We start from the raw sequence: 15,781 nt of genomic DNA, 5'->3' as shown, positions 1-15,781 counted from the left end.
CCTCACCGTGCCCACGCCTTTCGGCGTGGGCACGAGCATAGAAAGCTGAGTTCCTAGGTGGCTAAGTCGTCCCCGTCCAAGAAGGCCTGGCGTTCCCTCACCTGGCTTGGCGTGCTGATTGTCGGCCTCATTGCCTTCAACGCCGTCGGTGTTTTCAACGGCAGCGGCTCTTGGGCCCCGAAGCTTGCCCTCGACCTCGAGGGCGGCACGCAGATCATCCTCGAGCCCCAGGTCGCAGAGGGGGAGACTGTCACCCAAGAACAGCTCGACCAGGCGGTGTCCATCATCCGCCAGCGCATCGACTCGGCCGGCGTCTCCGAATCTGAGATCAACACACAGGGTGGCCAGAACATCGTCGTGTCGATCCCGGGCACGCCCGACGACGCGACGATCAACCGCATTGAGTCATCCGCGAAACTCGAATTCCGGCCCGTCATAGTTGCCGGGGCACCGACGACAGCAGCCATCGGCGCGGACGGCACGGCCACGCCAGTGCCCGAAGCCACGATCGATCCCAATCTCTCCACCACGCCTGAGGTCGCACCGACGGACGGCAGTGACCTCAACAACGTCACACCGGCGCTCCAGGCCCAGTACGAGGCCTTCGACTGCGCCAAGATCGACACGAACAACGTGGCACCCACAGACCAGCCCCTCATCACCTGCGAGGCCGACGGCTCTGCCAAATACATCCTCGGTCCCGTCGAAGTCGACGGCGCCAACATCTCCGACGCGACGAACGGCCAGGAAGTCGGTCAGAGCGGAACTCCAACGGGCCAATGGGTCGTGAACATTGAGTTCAATGGACGCGGAGCCGACGAATTCCTCGGCGTCTCCAGCCGACTGATCGCTCTCCAGCCCCCGCAAAATCAGTTCGCTGCTGTTCTGGACGGTCAGGTCATCACGGCTCCACGCGTGCAGGGTGTGACCGACAAGCCCCAGATCACCGGAAACTTCGACCAGGAATCGTCCAAGGCACTCGCCGACCAGCTGAAGTTCGGCGCACTGCCGATCAGCTTCACCGTGCAGAGCCAGGACACGATCAGTGCGACTCTGGGTTCCACCCAGCTCGTCAACGGTCTGATCGCGGGTCTGATCGGCCTGATCCTCGTGGTGATGTACTCGCTTGCCCAATACCGTCTGCTCGGGCTGGTCACCGTCGCGTCGCTTGTCGTGGCCGGCGTGATCACCTATCTGCTCATCACGATCCTGTCGTGGCGTGAAGGCTACCGGCTGTCCCTTGCCGGTGTCGCCGGTTTGATCGTGGCCATCGGCATCACGGCGGACTCCTTCATCGTGTACTTCGAGCGCGTCAGGGATGAGCTGCGAGACGGCCGAGGACTCGAGTCATCCGTCGAGGCAGGCTGGAAGCGTGCCTTCCGAACTATCGTCGCCTCCGACGTCGTGAACTTCCTCGCCGCCGCAGTGCTGTTCGTGCTCGCCGTCGGCAACGTGCGAGGATTCGCGCTGACACTCGGTCTGACCACCATCGTGGACCTGCTCGTCGTGAGCCTGTTCACCCACCCGATGCTGCAGCTCATCGCCAAAACGCGCTTCTTCAACGAGGGACACACACTCAGCGGGCTCGACCCGCGGGCTCTGGGTGCCGTGTACCGCGGACGCGCCCGATTTGTGCCCTCCGTCGCCGTGCCGGGCACCAAATCCTCGGCCTCAAGTAAGGAAGCGGCCAAGAGACAGACCATTGCTGAGCGCAAGGCATCCGAGCTCGTGGGATCCTCGACTGAATCGTCGAACGATGGGAAGGACTCCTGATGGCTAGCTTCGCGAAATTCGGAAATGACCTCTACACGGGCGAACGCTCGTTCAACATCGTGGGGCGCCGCAAACTCTGGTACACGATTGCCGCCGTGATGATCCTCATTTCGGTCGTCGGGCCGTTCGTCCGGGGCGGTTTCGTCTTCGGTATCGAATTCACCGGTGGCAGCGAATTTGTGATCTCGGAGGTGAGCAACCAGGATCAGACCGTCGCAACGGATGCCATCGCGAGCATTGTTCCGGAGGCCGTGCCCAAGGTGTCCACAGTGGGAGCGAGCGAGGTTCGGGTGCAGACCGACCAGCTGACCAGCGATGATACCCGCGCCGTGCGAGCCGCCCTCGCCACTGCCTACGAGGTACCGGAGACAGAAGTCGCCGCATCCTTCATCGGCCCGTCCTGGGGCGCGGACATCACCGGGCAAGCCCTGCGTGCCCTCGTTGTCTTCCTCGTACTCGCCGGTACCGTGATGGCGATCTACTTCCGCACCTGGAAGATGTCCGCTGCGGCCATGGTGGCCCTGCTGCACGACCTGGTCATCACCGCCGGGATCTACGGACTCATTGGGTTCGAGATCACCCCGGCTGCCGTCATCGGTTTCCTGACCATCCTCGGCTACTCGCTGTACGACACCGTGGTGGTCTTTGACAAGATTCGCGAGAATACCAGCGAGGACGGTCCTGGCTCCCGGCGAACGTTCGCGGACTCCGTCAATCTGGCCGTGAACCAGACACTTGTCAGGTCGATCAACACCTCTGTCGTCGCGGCCTTGCCGGTGGCGTCGATCCTGTTCATTGGTGCGTTTGTGCTCGGAGCCGGAACCCTGCGGGACATTTCGCTCGCCCTGCTGATCGGTATCCTGGTGGGCACCTACTCGACCATCTTCATCGCGGCTCCGTTGTACTCCCAGTTGCGCACCCGGGAACCGGCAACGCACAAGCGCGACAAGAAGGCGTTGGCGGCCAAGGCGAGCGCTCAGTCAACTAGTTCCCAATCGGCCAGTGCCGGTTCGGAGTCGGTGACGGCGTAGCGGGTGCTCCGATGGCCGGACGGCGCGTTTCTCGAAACGTCGTCGTTCGGCCATAATTGATGTACCCAGCCCTGGATTGAGGTGTGACGATGACCGAGACGACGACCCCGTCCCCAGCGTCACTGCGCCGCCTTGTGCCCCGCATCTTCTCCCGTGCGCAGCCGGTCGGCGCCGTGGACACCCTGATCAAGACCGTGCGTCTCCACCATCCCAAGGTCGACCTGTCGATCATCGAACGGGCCTACACCACGGCGGAACGTGCACACGAGGGCCAGACACGCCGCAGCGGTGAGCCGTACATCACACATCCGGTCGCCGTGGCCCAAATTCTGGCGGACCTCGGGATCGGCACGAAGACGATTGCCGCCGCTCTGCTCCACGACACCGTCGAGGACACGTCGTACACGCTCGAGGAACTTCGAGGTGACTTCGGCGACGAGATCGCCATGCTCGTCGACGGTGTCACCAAGCTCGACAAGGTCAAGTACGGTGACTCGACCCAGGCGGAGACCGTTCGCAAGATGATCGTGGCAATGTCAAAAGACATCCGCGTTCTGATCATCAAGCTTGCAGACCGTCTGCACAACGCCCGCACGTGGGGGTTCGTTCCCGCTGAGTCTGCGGTCCGCAAGGCCACGGAAACACTGGAGATCTACGCTCCCCTCGCGCACCGTCTCGGCATACAGACCATCAAGTGGGAGTTGGAAGACCTCTCGTTCGCCGTGCTCTATCCCAAGCTCTACGCCGAGATTGAATCCTTGGTGCGTCAGCGCACCCCCCAGCGTGAAGAATTCGTTCAAAACGTCATAGACACCATCAATGACGATCTTAAATCCGCTCGAATCCGCGGCAAGGTTGCCGGCCGGCCGAAGCAGTACTACTCCATTTACCAAAAAATGGTGGTTCGCGGACGAGATTTCGACGAGATCTACGACCTGGTCGGCATTCGCGTCCTCGTTAACTCGGTGCGTGACTGCTACGCCGTGCTCGGGTCCATCCACGCGCGTTGGACACCCCTGCCGGGCCGTTTCAAGGACTACATCGCGACCCCCAAGTTCAACCTGTACCAGTCACTGCACACCACAGTCATGGGTCCCAGCGGACGACCCGTCGAGATCCAGATCCGTACCCAGGAAATGCACCAACGCGCCGAGTTCGGGGTGGCCGCGCACTGGAAATACAAGGAGCAGGTCAACGGCAAGAGCTCCGGCGTCGGGCCCAAGAGCGACACCGACATGGCATGGCTCGCCCACATTTCGGACTGGCAGGCCGAAACCGCCGACCCCGGGGAATTTCTGGATTCCTTGCGCTACGAAATCGGGGCCAAAGAGGTCTACGTCTTCACGCCCAAAGGGCGCGTCATCGGACTGCCCGCCGGGGCGACACCGGTTGACTTCGCCTACGCCGTGCACACCGAAGTCGGTCACCGAACCATGGGGTCGAAGGTGAACGGTCGGCTCGTGCCCCTCGAGAGCACGCTGAACACTGGAGACGTCGTCGAGGTCTTCACGTCCAAGAACCCGGACTCGGGACCCAGCAAGGACTGGCTCAACTTCGTCAAGAGCCCGCGCGCGCGCAACAAAATACGGCAGTGGTTCACGAAGGAGCGCCGAGACGAGGCGATCGAGCAGGGTCGCGATGCGATCGCACGTGCCATGCGCAAGCAGAATCTGCCACTGCAAAAGCTGATGAACCAGGATTCCTTCGCGGAAGTCGCCGCGGTCATGAAGTACGAAGACGTGTCTGCCCTGTACGCGGCGGTTGGCGAAGGGCACGTGTCGACACAGTCCGTGCTCGAAAAGGTCGTCTCAAGTGTTCAGACGATCGAGGAAAGCGACGTCAGCGACTTTCCTGTCGCCCCACGCGGTCACACGCAGGCCCCACGCACCAGCGACTCCGGTGTGCTGGTTCGTGGCGCTCCCGACATCCTTGTCAAGCTCGCTCGGTGCTGCACTCCGGTGCCCGGAGATAAGATCGTGGGTTTTGTGACGCGCGGAGCCGGCGTGTCAGTGCATCAGGCGGATTGCCACAACGTGCAGTCCCTGCTGAAAGAACCTGAACGCATGATCGACGTGGAGTGGGCCCCCACATCGAAGAGCCTCTTTCTCGTTCACATTCAAATCGAGGCTCTGGACCGTTCGGGACTGCTGTCAGACGTGACGCGCGTGTTGTCCGAACACCACGTCAACATTCTGTCTGCGACGGTGAACACGTCGAGTGACCGTTTGGCTTTGAGTCGGTTCGTGTTTGAAATGGGTGACACGACGCACCTCGACCGCGTTCTGAACGCCGTTCGCCGCATCGACGCCGTCTACGACGTGTATCGGGTGAGCGACGGCTAGTCGCTTCGAAGCAGGGTTTCGACGGCGGCCAGCCGACGGAGCGCAATGCCTCGATGAGGTATCGACCTCGCCTCACACCGGGCTCTGGCTTGAGTCGTGTCGGTGAAGCCGCCGTAGCGCAGCAGGGCGAACAGCAGCGGCAGGAGATGGTCGTCGGCATTCGGGGCCGCCCATCTGGCCAAGTCGATGGCGGTGCGAATCGGTGTTGTCACGCGTACGCCGCCCAGCTCCGCGGTGTCATCGGTGGGGCACACCACCTCCCGAAGGTGCCTGCGCGGCGACGGCTGGGCGTGTGTCCGAGCTCCGAGGTCCACGCAGAATTCGTGCTGTGCGGGTTCTGGGCAGAGATCGTAAACCCACGCGGCGCTGTGTCGTTCGATGATCGCCCGGCGGGGGAGCAGGGGAGCGAGGGAGGCGGCTCGAAGGTTGGGCGAGTCGATTTCGTCGATCGGGCACCAGCACTCGCCCAGCGGGTAAACCTCGCCGTCGAGCCGGGCGCACATGAGCTCGGCGAGCGGCAGGTCGGCGGTGGAGAGCGTTGCCGGCATGCGGGAGCACGCGGGGTTTGCCGTGCTGAGCGACCCTAAGTTCGTGAACCCGGAAATTTTCATAACCAAAGAATGCCGCCGCTCCAGGATTCTCGGTGTAAAACCTCAGAATCTGTGGAGAGACGGCATTGCGACCGGCCTGTGGAAAAGTGGCTGGTTGCCGAGTGGCTTCTGCGAGGCCGCCGTTATTGGCCGATGGCCTTCAACCAGGCCTTGCGGGCTTCCAGCGCCTCGGTCGCCTCGGTTATCGCGGCGGTATCCTTGCCGGCATGGGCGGCTTCCAATTCGGCTTCGAGCTTGGCGATGGCATCGTTCAGCTGGCCGGCGAGGCCCTCGGTACGAGCCTTCGTCTCGGGGTTGTTGCGCTTCCAGTGATCCTCGTCGAGCTTTCGCACCACGGCTTCCACCTTGCGCAGGCGGTCTTCGATGGGCTTGACCTGGTCGCGGGGGACCTTGCCGATGGCGTCCCATTTGCGCTGGATGGTGCTGAGGGCGTCGCGAGCCTTGACGCGGTCCGTCACCGTGAGCAGGGCTTCAGCCTCGGAGACGAGTTCGAGCTTGACAACGAGGTTGGCGTCGTACTCCTCGTTGTCGATAGCCTCGACCTCTGACTTCGCTGAGTACAGCACGTCTCCAGCGGCCTTGAATTTCGCCCACATGGCGTCGTCCTGTTTCTTGCCGGAGCGTCCCGCCTTCTTCCACTCCTCGAGCAGGTTGCGGTACGCAGATACCCCATCGGCACCCTTGTCGGCCAGCGCTTCGGCCTGCTCGATCAGGTTCTGCTTACGGGTGCGCACATCTTTGTGTGCGCTGTCGAGCTCGGCGAAGAAGGCCTTGCGGTTCTGCTCGATGGTTGTCCGTGCCGCGCGGAAACGCTTCCAGAGGTCATTGGCCTCGCCCTTCGGAATGCGCGGGGCATCGTGCTGGTGCGCCTGCCACTTGGCGAACAGGGCGTCGAGGGCGGCGCTGGTCTGCTTCCACTGGGTCTTAGCCGGATCCTCCGCGGCCAGGCGCTCGGCCTCGTCGACAATAGCGGCGCGTTCGGCCACGGCCGCTGCTGCTGCAGCCTTCGTCTCGACCCCCTGCTGCTCGGTGAGTTCGGTCACGGCGCCGCCGAGGGCGGACAGGCGTTCGGCGAGTGCGGCGAGGTTTCCGACGGCATTGGCTGTGGCCACCGCGGTCGTCAGGTTGGCAACGGACTTGGCGACATCCGCAGCGGGGGCACCGCCCTTGGCGCGCTGCTCGAGCAGCGTCACCTGTCCATTGAGTTCCACGTACTTACGCTCGAAGTACGCGAGTGCTTCCTCGGGAGTCGCGTCGGGATACTGGCCGACCGCACGCTCGCCAGACGCTTCACGCACGTAAACCGTGCCGGTTTCGTCTACGCGACCCCATGGTTGCTGATCTGTCGTAGTCAAGAGGCTCACCTTGCTGCTTTCGTCGTGGGTCCCGGAGGGGACCAATGCATACTGCTCTAAGCCTATTGCAAGCTCGAGCCGAGTTTGCGTGATCCTACTGAACTGTTATGCCGGTAATCGTCGTGGGAACCACGGGGGCGCCGTCGGTGGCTCCATCGGCCACGCCGGCATCCGTAATCTCGGCCTTCAGCTGGTCGAGGCCGCTGGTGACCGTGCCGATGACCGAATACCCGCCGGCGGTGTCGGCACCGATGGTGGTGTCTTCGTACACGATGAAGAATTGGCTGCCCATGCTGAAGGCGCTGTCTCCCTGACGTGCCATGGCGAGGGTGCCGGCCGGGTAGAGATTGTCGGTCGGGGCGTTCTCGACTGGGCCGTAGGTATAGCCGGGCCCGCCGGTGCCGTCGCCGGACGGATCTCCGCACTGCAGCACGAAAAATCCGCCGTTCGTGAGGCGATGGCAGGACGTGCCCGAATAGAAGCCGCTTTGGGCCAGGGAGATCGTGGAAGCTACGGCCTGTGGTGCAGCGGCACCGTCGAGTTCGATCCCGAGGGTGACGTCATTCACCGTCAGGTCGCCGACCCACGACCGTCCTTCGGCGATCGCGCTCGGGGGCACATCGCCGCTGTTCGCGACAGTCGGCGGCGTGGCCGTTGGTGTAGCGGATGCCGCCGAGTCTGTGGGCTCCGGTGTGCCGGGGCCGCCGCTGAAGTAGAGCACCTGGGCCACGACGAGCAACGTGAGCACAACTACGAGGCTCCCACCGGCGATGACGTTGTCCGTGCGGCGTCGTTTCTGCTGCTGGGAGTTGACTTCGCGGCGAGCCTGGTAGGCCCGCGTGCGTGCCCGAGCTTCACGTGCTTCGCGCTCGTGCTTGTAATTCTGTGCCACAGGGATCCTCCGGGAGACAGGTAAACAGGTGCGCACGTCTGCGCGGACCTCGTAGAACTCTACGCACAAACTACGCTGGAGGAATGTCGGATGCTCAACCGGGTCTGCGCAGTGGCGCAACGCCACTCGCCGTAAGAATGCGCCCCAAAACCCTCGACGAGGTGGCCGGGCAGCGCCATCTGCTGACGCCGGGTTCTCCCCTGGTCAGCCTCGCAAGCGACAAGACGGGGGAACGCGGAAGCGTGTCCGTCATACTCTGGGGACCGCCCGGCACCGGCAAGACCACGCTCGCCCAGGCCATCGCGCACAGCTCCGGACGCCGTTTCGTCGAACTCTCGGCCGTGACAGCGGGCGTGCGCGACGTGCGCCAGGTCATGGAGGAGGCGCGCACCAGCCGGGACCTCTACGGGTTGTCCACCGTGCTCTTCCTTGACGAGATCCACCGCTTCTCCAAGGCCCAGCAGGATGCCTTGCTCCCCGGCGTCGAGAACGGCGTGATCATCCTCGTGGCAGCAACCACCGAGAACCCGTCCTTCTCGATCATCTCCCCGCTGCTCTCTCGCTCGCTCCTGCTCACCCTCGAAGTCCTCAGCGATGACGACCTCGGAATCGTCGTCGACCGTGCCGTGACCGACCCACGCGGCCTCGCCGACCGCTTCGAACTCGACCCAGAAGCCCGCGGCGCGATCATCCGGCTCGCCTCCGGTGACGCCCGGCGCGCCCTGACAGCGCTCGAGGCGGCATCCGTTTCGGCCGAATCAACCCTCGAGCCCGGCGCCAGCGGCAAGCCCGTGATTACCACCGACATCGTCTCGCTCGCCGTCGACCGCGCCCTCCTGCGCTATGACCGCAACGGAGACGAGCACTACGACGTGATCAGCGCCTTCATCAAGTCTGTGCGCGGCAGTGACGTAGACGCGGCCCTGCACTACCTCGCTCGCATGATCGAAGCCGGTGAGGACCCGCGCTATATCTGCCGTCGCGTCATCATCCTTGCGTCGGAGGACATCGGCATGGCCGACCCGCAGTCCCTCCTGATCGCCGTCGCGGCAGCCGACGCAGTCCAGCTCATCGGAATGCCCGAAGGCCGTATCCCTCTGGCCCAGGCCGTCGTGCACCTCGCGACCGCCCCGAAGTCCAACGCCGCGTACATGGCTCTCGACGCCGCCATCGCCGACGTGCGCGCCGGCAAGATGGGCCGCGTCCCTAAGGGCATGCGCGACGCGCACTACCCTGGCGCCAAACGCCTCGGTCACGGCCAGGGCTACCGCTACCCACACGACGATGCCCTCGGCGTGGTCGCCCAGCAGTACCCCCCGACCGAGCTGAAATCAACTCGGTACTACACGCCGACGGAACACGGCCACGAGCGAGAAATCACCGCCCGCCTCCACAAAATCCGAAAAATAGTCAGAGGCGAATAACTGGACACTCCCGCACTGAACCTGCGGCGGAGGGGGGTTGTTCGCGGGGTTGTTCGCGGGGTTGTGAGTTTTGAGGCTTTCCGGGGCCTCGCGCATGTCCTTCGCGCGAGGCCCCGGAAAGTCTCAATGTCTGAGCGAGGAGCAGATAACCCGCCTCCGCCGCCCCATCCCAAGACTGTGCTAATCTGAACACTGCCTACAATCTGGTTTCGGCATGCGGCTGCGTCCGTTTCCAGGTTTGGATGGGTTTTCCTCTGTAGCCGAGGTCCCCGTGGCACACAATCCTCTGATCTCCCATGACGCCTGCCACCTCTGTGTGCGCAGCCGCCCTGGTATTCCCTTGTTGAGTCCGATTGAAAGGAAACCGTGTCTACAAAGTCACGTACCCGCAGTAAGACCCGCCTGTCGCGCGCGCTGGGCATTGCCCTCACGCCGAAGGCAGCCCGCTTCCTCGAGAAGCGCCCCTATGCACCGGGTGAGCACGGCCGCACCAAGCGCAAGACAGACTCGGACTACGCCGTCCGCCTGCGCGAGAAGCAGCGCTTACGTGCCCAGTATGGCATCCGCGAGGCCCAGCTCAAGATTGCATTCGAGCAGGCTCGTCGTCGTCAGGGACTGACCGGTGAGAACCTCGTCGAGATCCTCGAGACCCGTCTCGATGCCCTCCTCGTTCGCTCCGCGATCGCCCGCACCACGGCTCAGGCTCGCCAGATGATCGTGCACCGTCACATCCTCGTTGACGGAGAGCTCGTTGACCGGCCCTCCTTCCGAGTGAAGCCGGGCCAGCTCATGCACGTCAAGGCTCGCAGCGAGGGCATGGAGCCCTTCCAGGTTGCCGCCGCCGGCGGACACGTGGACCTGTTGCCCAAGCTTCCCCCGTACCTCGAGGTTGAGCTCGACAAGCTGCAGGCCCGCCTCGTGCGCAGCCCGAAGCGCATCGAGATCCCCGTGACGTGTGAAGTTCAGCTCGTTGTTGAGTACTACGCAGCTCGATAGCACAGTGCAGCTCGATAGAACCTGAGCTCGCTCAGTAGTTCTCTACGCGAAAAGGGCGGACCACCTCCGGGTGATCCGCCCTTTTGTATTCTCATGATCAGGAAACGGTTGGTACGGGTATGTCAGGTGGAGATATTGCCGGGCTCATCGCCGCTGGGGTATTCGCGATTCTCGTGGCGGTCATCGCCATTCCGCTCGTGAAGCTCGGCCGCGTTTTCGATGAGACCACCAGCGCCATCCACGAGTTGAGCCAGAGCGTTACTCCGCTCCTCTCGGAAACCACCGAGACTATCGCGCAGACGAGCAAGCAGCTGGCACGAGTCGACACGATCACGAGCAATGTGGCCGATGCCACAGGCAACATTTCCGCCCTCGTCGCCCTGTTTGCGGCGACAGTCGGCGGCCCGCTCATCAAACTCGCCGGTTTTTCGGCCGGGGTGCGCGCCGCCTTTCGTGTCGGCAGGCCGTCCAGGTCCCGACGCAACGCAACGTAGACCGATACGCTGAAGGTTGTTCATCCAAGTTGAGGGAGCATGACAGTGAAGAATTTCGTCTGGTTGGTCGTGGGTGTCGCCGCCGGTTTCGTTGTCGCCCATGAGGTGAACAAATCGCAGCAGGGCAAGCAGTTCTTCACCGACCTCGATGCCAAGGCGCGCGAGTTCGGCGAGGCAATCTCAGACGGGTACCGCCAGCGGGAAGCCGAGCTTCACGCCGCCCTGGGCGATGCCGACGAGGTCGAGCGCCCATAACAACCGGGAGCATCCGCTCCACGACTTTTCGATATTCACGAACCACCAAGGCTACGGACACCATGCAGACTGCCGACATTCGCGGGCGCTGGCTCGACTTCTTCGCCGATCGCGGACACACAGTTGTGCCGTCCGCCTCCCTGGTCAGTGACGACCCCACTCTTCTGTTCACTGTTGCGGGCATGGTGCCGTTCGTTCCCTACCTCACCGGGCTGGTGCCGGCGCCGTACACTCGTGCCACGAGTGTGCAGAAGTGCATCCGCACGAACGACATCGAAGAGGTCGGCAAGACGCCGAGGCACGGCACGTTCTTCCAGATGAACGGTAACTTTTCGTTTGGGGACTACTTTAAAGAGGAAGCCATCGGCTTCGCCTGGGAGCTGCTGACCACCCCGGAGAACCAGGGTGGGTACGGCTTCCGGGAATCGGACTTGTGGGTCACCATCTACCTCGACGACGACGAGGCATTTCGTTACTGGCGCGCGATTGGCGTGCCGGAGAACCGGATCCAGCGACTCGGCATGGAATCCAACTACTGGTCGACCGGTCAGCCCGGCCCTGCGGGCCCCTGCTCCGAGATCTTCTTCGACCGCGGTCCCGCTTACGGCGCCGACGGCGGCCCGGCGACAGACGACGATCGTTATGTCGAAATTTGGAACCTCGTGTTCATGCAGTACCTGCGTGGGGAAAGCACTGGAAAGAGCGATTTCCAGATTCTCGGTGACCTTCCGAAAAAGAACATCGACACCGGTATGGGACTCGAGCGCGTCGCCTTCCTCAAGCAGGGCGTCGAGAACATGTACGAGATCGATCAGGTTCGCCCGGTGCTCGATCGAGCAGCAGCGCTCTCCGGGCGCCGTTACGGCGCCAACCATGACGACGACGTGCGCATGCGCATCGTCGCCGACCACGTGCGCTCCTCTCTCATGCTCATGAGTGACGGCGTCATGCCGTCCAACGAAGGACGTGGATACATCCTGCGTCGATTGCTGCGCCGCAGTGTGCGGGCCATGCGCCTGCTCGGCGTGGACTCGACGAGCCTGCCGGAGTTGCTGCCGGCGTCCCGCGACGCCATGAGCTCCTCTTACCCCGAAGTGCAGACGGATTTCGGCCGCATCAGCCAGGCCGCCTACTCCGAGGAGGAGACCTTCCTGCGTACCCTCGCGAGCGGCAGCGCGGTGCTCGACCTCGCCGTGGCAAAGACCAAGACCGCGAACAAGACGGAGCTCGCCGGGCCGACCGCGTTCCTACTTCACGACACGTATGGCTTCCCGATCGAGATCACCCTCGAGATCGCGGAAGAGGCTGGCCTCAGCGTCAATCGTGAGGCCTTCGATGCTCTGATGACGAAGCAGCGCACCATGGCCAAGGCTGACGCGAAATCCAAAAAAACGCACCTCGCCGATCTTGGGGTGTACAGCCCGTTTCGTGCGGAGGGAGAGACTCTCTTCACCGGCTATGACGCCCTGCAGCACGAGTCGAGCGTTCTCGGCCTCATCGTGGACGGCGTGTCCGTCACGAGCGCCGTCGCGGGTGAAACGGCTGAGGTCATCCTCGCTGAGACCGCGCTGTGGGCGGAGTCTGGTGGCCAGGACGCCGACAGGGGCCTCATCGTGGGCGCGGGTTTCGAACTCGAGGTGCTCGATGTGCAGAAGCCCGTCAAGGGGCTCATCAGCCACACCGTCATGGTGCGATCCGGCGAGGTCGGTGTGGACGACCACGCCACGAGCATCGTCGACCCGGACTGGCGCCGCGGTGCCCGGCAGGCGCATTCCGGCACGCACGTGCTGCACGCGGCCCTGCGACAGGTGCTCGGCCCTAACGCGCACCAGTCCGGTTCGTACAACAAAGCGGGATTTTTCCGACTCGACTTCTCGTGGAACCAGGCGCTTTCGCTCGCGACACGCAGCGAGATCGAGGAAATCTCCAACAACGCCATCCGGGACAATCTTCCCGTCACCACCCGGGAGCTGCCCCTCGCTGAGGCGAAGGCGCTGGGCGCCATGGCGCTCTTCGGCGAGAAATATGGCGACCGCGTGCGCGTCGTTGATATCGGCGGACCGTGGTCTCGTGAGCTCTGCGCGGGCACCCACGTCACGAGCAGCGCCGAGATCGGCATGATCAACCTCACCAGCGAGGCGTCCGTGGGTTCCACGAACCGTCGCGTCGAGGCCCTCGTAGGCCTCGAAGCTTTCAGGGACCTCGCGACGGAACGTGCCCTCGTGTCGCAGTTGACCGCGAGCCTGAAGACGCCGCGGGAGCAGTTGCCGGAGCGCATCAGCGATCTCGTGCAGAACCTGAAGGCTGCAGAGAAGAAGATTGCGGCATTTGAATCCCGCGCTCTCACCGAGAGGGTGCCGGCCCTCGTCGCCAGCCAGTCTCGGGCTGGGGCCGTGACGGTGGTCGCCCAGAACCTGGGCGTGTTGAATTCCGCCGATGACGTGCGCCTGCTGGTGACGTCCACGAGGGAGCGGCTGGGGGCCGCTCCCGCAGTCGTGGCTCTCGCCGCCATCGTGGCAGACAAGCCGGTTGTGATCGTGGCGACCAACCAGGCCGCGCGCGATGCCGGGCAGAAGGCCGGCGCGCTGGCCAAGCAGGTGGCCGGAATCCTCGGTGGAGGTGGCGGCGGAAAAGATGACCTTGCCCAGGGCGGCGGCACCAACGTCGAGGCCATCGCGGCGGCTTTGGCTGCGGTCATCGCGACCGTCTCGCACTAGGTCATGCGGTCGGGAGTGCGCGTCGGAGTTGACGTCGGCAAGGTTCGGATCGGGGTCGCGCGCAGCGACAACCACGGAATGCTCGCCATGCCCGTGGAGACAGTGAGTCGGGACCACGCGGGTGTGACCGACGTGGCACGCCTGGTCGCGATCGTGAGCGAATACGACGCCGTCGAAGTGATTGTCGGACTGCCTCTGGCTCTGTCGGGAAACCGCACGGCTTCCACCGACGATGCCACCGACTTCGCCGAGATCCTTGCGCGCGCTGTTGCCGTTCCGGTCAGGCTCGTGGACGAGAGGCTCTCGACGGTTTCTGCGCAGTCCGCCTTGCGGGCATCGGGCCGGCCGGCCAAAACTCAACGTCCGGTCGTCGATCAGGTGGCCGCGACTATAATTTTGCAGCATGCGCTCGACAGCGAGCGTTCATCGGGCAGGCCGGCCGGCTCGCCCGTTGACCTGACCGGAAGGCCCTAACCAGTGCCGATCATTCCCGGAGACCAGCCATTGCCCTCCCGCAGATCCCTGAGAGCGGCTCAGCAGGCGCAGGAAGAGGCCGAACAGATCGCCCTCAGCGGCGAAGCGCCGCAGTCACCCTCAGCGCAGTCGGAACCTCAGTCGGAATCCCAGCCTGCAGCCCAGCCCGATGCTTCCGCGGTCGAGCCGATTCGTGAGCCTGAGGCAGACTCGGCGAGCGACGCGAACCTGTTCGCACCCTCACACAGTGAATCTGACGAGGCGCACACGGGCGACCGGGCCCATCAGCGCGCGGCCGGGCGCACGCGACGCCGTGCCGAACTCGCGGCCGAGCCGCAGCGCGAAAAGCGGAAAAGCCGCAAGGGTACCTGGGGATGTCTGATCGCGCTCCTGGTGATCGTCGCACTCCTCGCCGCCGGAGCATTTGCGCTGCAGGGCCCGATAACCCAGCTCATCAACGCGGTACAGGGTCCGGCCGACTACGCGGGCGCTGGGGAAGAGGACGTCATCGTGATGATTCACGATGGTGACACGGGCAGCGATGTCGCGCAGACCCTCGTGAGCCAGGACGTCGTGCAGAGCTTCGATGCGTTCTACGCCACACTGTTGACGGAGTCTCCCGAGCCTGTATTCCAACCGGGTGCCTACCAGTTGAAGACCCAGATGAGCTCACGCTCAGCACTCGACGCCCTGCTGGATTCAGCCAACAAGCTGGAGCAGACGGTGCAGATCCCCGAAGGGACGGCTGCTGCCGATATCTTGCAGCTCATGACCGAGGGCACGGATATCCCGCTGGCCGACCTGCAAGCCGCCGCCGCTGACATCGGTTCCTTCGGGCTGCCGGCCGAAGCCACCAATCTGGAAGGCTTCCTGTTTCCGGCGACGTACACCTTTGTGCCGGGAATCTCCGCGGATGATGCCCTTCAGACCCTCGTCGACCGTCAGTTTCAGGCGCTCGATGCCGCGGGCGTTGCCGTGGAGAACCGGTGGTCCACTATCGTCCTGGCCTCCCTTATCCAGCGTGAGGCGGGTCTTCGCGACGATTATTACAAGGTTTCTCGTGTCTTCCTCAACCGAAACGATCCCGCACAGTGGTCGAGTGGGCTGATGCAATCGGACGCCACAGTGGCGTACGGCACCGGCAACACTCACCTCGTCACGACAACGGATGCCGAACGCGCCGATGCGTCGAACCTGTACAACACGTACGTTCACCCGGGGTTGCCGGTCGGTCCGATTTCAAACCCCGGTGATCTGGCCATCGATGCCGCAATCCACCCCGCTGACGGGCCCTGGCTGTTCTTCGTGACGGTGAACCTGGACAGCGGTGAAACTGTGTTCTCCACCACCCTCGCCGAACACGAGGCAGCCGTCGTCACGTGGCAGGACTGGATGCGGGCGAACCGTGGGTAGCCGA

General features: G+C 63.8%; 13 protein-coding genes. 10 read left to right on the top strand and 3 right to left on the bottom strand.

The features are described from left to right. Nucleotides 1-57 precede the first annotated feature (57 nt). From secD to BJ997_RS09515, 3 genes are all read left to right on the top strand, one after another. Nucleotides 58-1,773, top strand: coding sequence for a protein translocase subunit SecD (gene secD / locus BJ997_RS09525; RefSeq protein ID WP_035835779.1), 1,716 nt, complete (start codon nt 58-60; stop codon nt 1,771-1,773). Further along, nucleotides 1,773-2,804, top strand: coding sequence for a protein translocase subunit SecF (gene secF, locus BJ997_RS09520; RefSeq protein WP_035835778.1), 1,032 nt, complete (start codon nt 1,773-1,775; stop codon nt 2,802-2,804). Before secD ends, secF begins: the two co-directional genes overlap by 1 nt. 89 nt (nt 2,805-2,893) lie before the next feature. Further along, nucleotides 2,894-5,146: a RelA/SpoT family protein gene (locus tag BJ997_RS09515; RefSeq protein ID WP_035835777.1), complete on the top strand. Its 2,253-nt coding sequence runs from the start codon at nt 2,894-2,896 to the stop codon at nt 5,144-5,146. On the opposite strand, the gene BJ997_RS09510 is transcribed toward BJ997_RS09515, so the two are convergent. The 3 genes from BJ997_RS09510 to BJ997_RS09500 all read right to left on the bottom strand — a co-directional run bounded on the left by BJ997_RS09510 (nt 5,143) and on the right by BJ997_RS09500 (nt 8,004). After that, a complete protein-coding gene (locus tag BJ997_RS09510; protein WP_052542057.1) occupies nt 5,143-5,757 on the bottom strand; it encodes a hypothetical protein in 615 nt (204 codons plus the stop codon). The genes BJ997_RS09515 and BJ997_RS09510 overlap by 4 nt on opposite strands. A gap of 122 nt (nt 5,758-5,879) precedes the next feature. After that, on the bottom strand, nt 5,880-7,112 hold the full coding sequence (locus tag BJ997_RS09505) for a DUF349 domain-containing protein (protein ID WP_152602107.1): 1,233 nt from the start codon (nt 7,110-7,112) through the stop codon (nt 5,880-5,882). A gap of 94 nt (nt 7,113-7,206) precedes the next feature. Then, nucleotides 7,207-8,004, bottom strand: coding sequence for a peptidylprolyl isomerase (locus BJ997_RS09500; protein ID WP_035835775.1), 798 nt, complete (start codon nt 8,002-8,004; stop codon nt 7,207-7,209). An 83-nt stretch (nt 8,005-8,087) separates the two neighbouring features. Here BJ997_RS09500 and BJ997_RS09495 point away from each other — a divergent pair, with 83 nt between their 5' ends. The 7 genes from BJ997_RS09495 (at nt 8,088) to mltG (ending at nt 15,777) form a co-directional block, all read left to right on the top strand. Beyond that, nucleotides 8,088-9,428, top strand: a complete 1,341-nt coding sequence (locus BJ997_RS09495) for a replication-associated recombination protein A (RefSeq protein WP_084141102.1) — start codon at nt 8,088-8,090, stop codon at nt 9,426-9,428. A gap of 366 nt (nt 9,429-9,794) precedes the next feature. After that, on the top strand, nt 9,795-10,424 hold the full coding sequence (gene rpsD / locus BJ997_RS09490) for a 30S ribosomal protein S4 (protein WP_035835773.1): 630 nt from the start codon (nt 9,795-9,797) through the stop codon (nt 10,422-10,424). A gap of 119 nt (nt 10,425-10,543) precedes the next feature. Continuing rightward, complete coding sequence (locus BJ997_RS09485) at nt 10,544-10,918, top strand: DUF948 domain-containing protein (RefSeq protein ID WP_035835772.1); 375 nt, start codon at nt 10,544-10,546, stop codon at nt 10,916-10,918. A gap of 39 nt (nt 10,919-10,957) precedes the next feature. Continuing rightward, nucleotides 10,958-11,173 carry a hypothetical protein gene (locus tag BJ997_RS09480; protein WP_221243951.1) on the top strand — a complete coding sequence of 72 codons (216 nt, stop codon included), beginning with the start codon at nt 10,958-10,960 and terminating at the stop codon, nt 11,171-11,173. 62 nt (nt 11,174-11,235) lie between these two features. Beyond that, nucleotides 11,236-13,890, top strand: a complete 2,655-nt coding sequence (gene alaS, locus BJ997_RS09475; RefSeq protein ID WP_035835770.1) for an alanine--tRNA ligase — start codon at nt 11,236-11,238, stop codon at nt 13,888-13,890. A gap of 3 nt (nt 13,891-13,893) precedes the next feature. Next, nucleotides 13,894-14,364 carry a Holliday junction resolvase RuvX gene (gene ruvX / locus BJ997_RS09470; protein ID WP_183323411.1) on the top strand — a complete coding sequence of 157 codons (471 nt, stop codon included), beginning with the start codon at nt 13,894-13,896 and terminating at the stop codon, nt 14,362-14,364. Nucleotides 14,365-14,394: 30 nt separating this feature from the next. Then, the gene (gene mltG / locus BJ997_RS09465) at nt 14,395-15,777 is read left to right on the top strand and encodes an endolytic transglycosylase MltG (protein WP_221243950.1); all 1,383 of its coding nucleotides are present in this window, start codon (nt 14,395-14,397) and stop codon (nt 15,775-15,777) included. Nucleotides 15,778-15,781 lie beyond the last annotated feature (4 nt).

The sequence above is a fragment of the Cryobacterium roopkundense genome, assembly GCF_014200405.1.
Classification (GTDB): domain Bacteria; phylum Actinomycetota; class Actinomycetes; order Actinomycetales; family Microbacteriaceae; genus Cryobacterium; species Cryobacterium roopkundense.
This window is presented reverse-complemented; position numbering and strand designations above follow the sequence as displayed.

Excerpts from the sequence above, each read along its gene's own strand:
- secF (WP_035835778.1), top strand. The coding sequence starts at position 1,773 with ATGGCTAGCTTCGCGAAATTCGGAAATGACCTCTACACGGGCGAACGC.
- BJ997_RS09515 (WP_035835777.1), top strand. The coding sequence starts at position 2,894 with ATGACCGAGACGACGACCCCGTCCCCAGCGTCACTGCGCCGCCTTGTG.
- BJ997_RS09510 (WP_052542057.1), bottom strand. The coding sequence starts at position 5,757 with ATGAAAATTTCCGGGTTCACGAACTTAGGGTCGCTCAGCACGGCAAAC.
- BJ997_RS09495 (WP_084141102.1), top strand. The coding sequence starts at position 8,088 with ATGTCGGATGCTCAACCGGGTCTGCGCAGTGGCGCAACGCCACTCGCC.
- BJ997_RS09485 (WP_035835772.1), top strand. The coding sequence starts at position 10,544 with ATGTCAGGTGGAGATATTGCCGGGCTCATCGCCGCTGGGGTATTCGCG.
- BJ997_RS09480 (WP_221243951.1), top strand. The coding sequence starts at position 10,958 with ATGACAGTGAAGAATTTCGTCTGGTTGGTCGTGGGTGTCGCCGCCGGT.
- alaS (WP_035835770.1), top strand. The coding sequence starts at position 11,236 with ATGCAGACTGCCGACATTCGCGGGCGCTGGCTCGACTTCTTCGCCGAT.
- ruvX (WP_183323411.1), top strand. The coding sequence starts at position 13,894 with ATGCGGTCGGGAGTGCGCGTCGGAGTTGACGTCGGCAAGGTTCGGATC.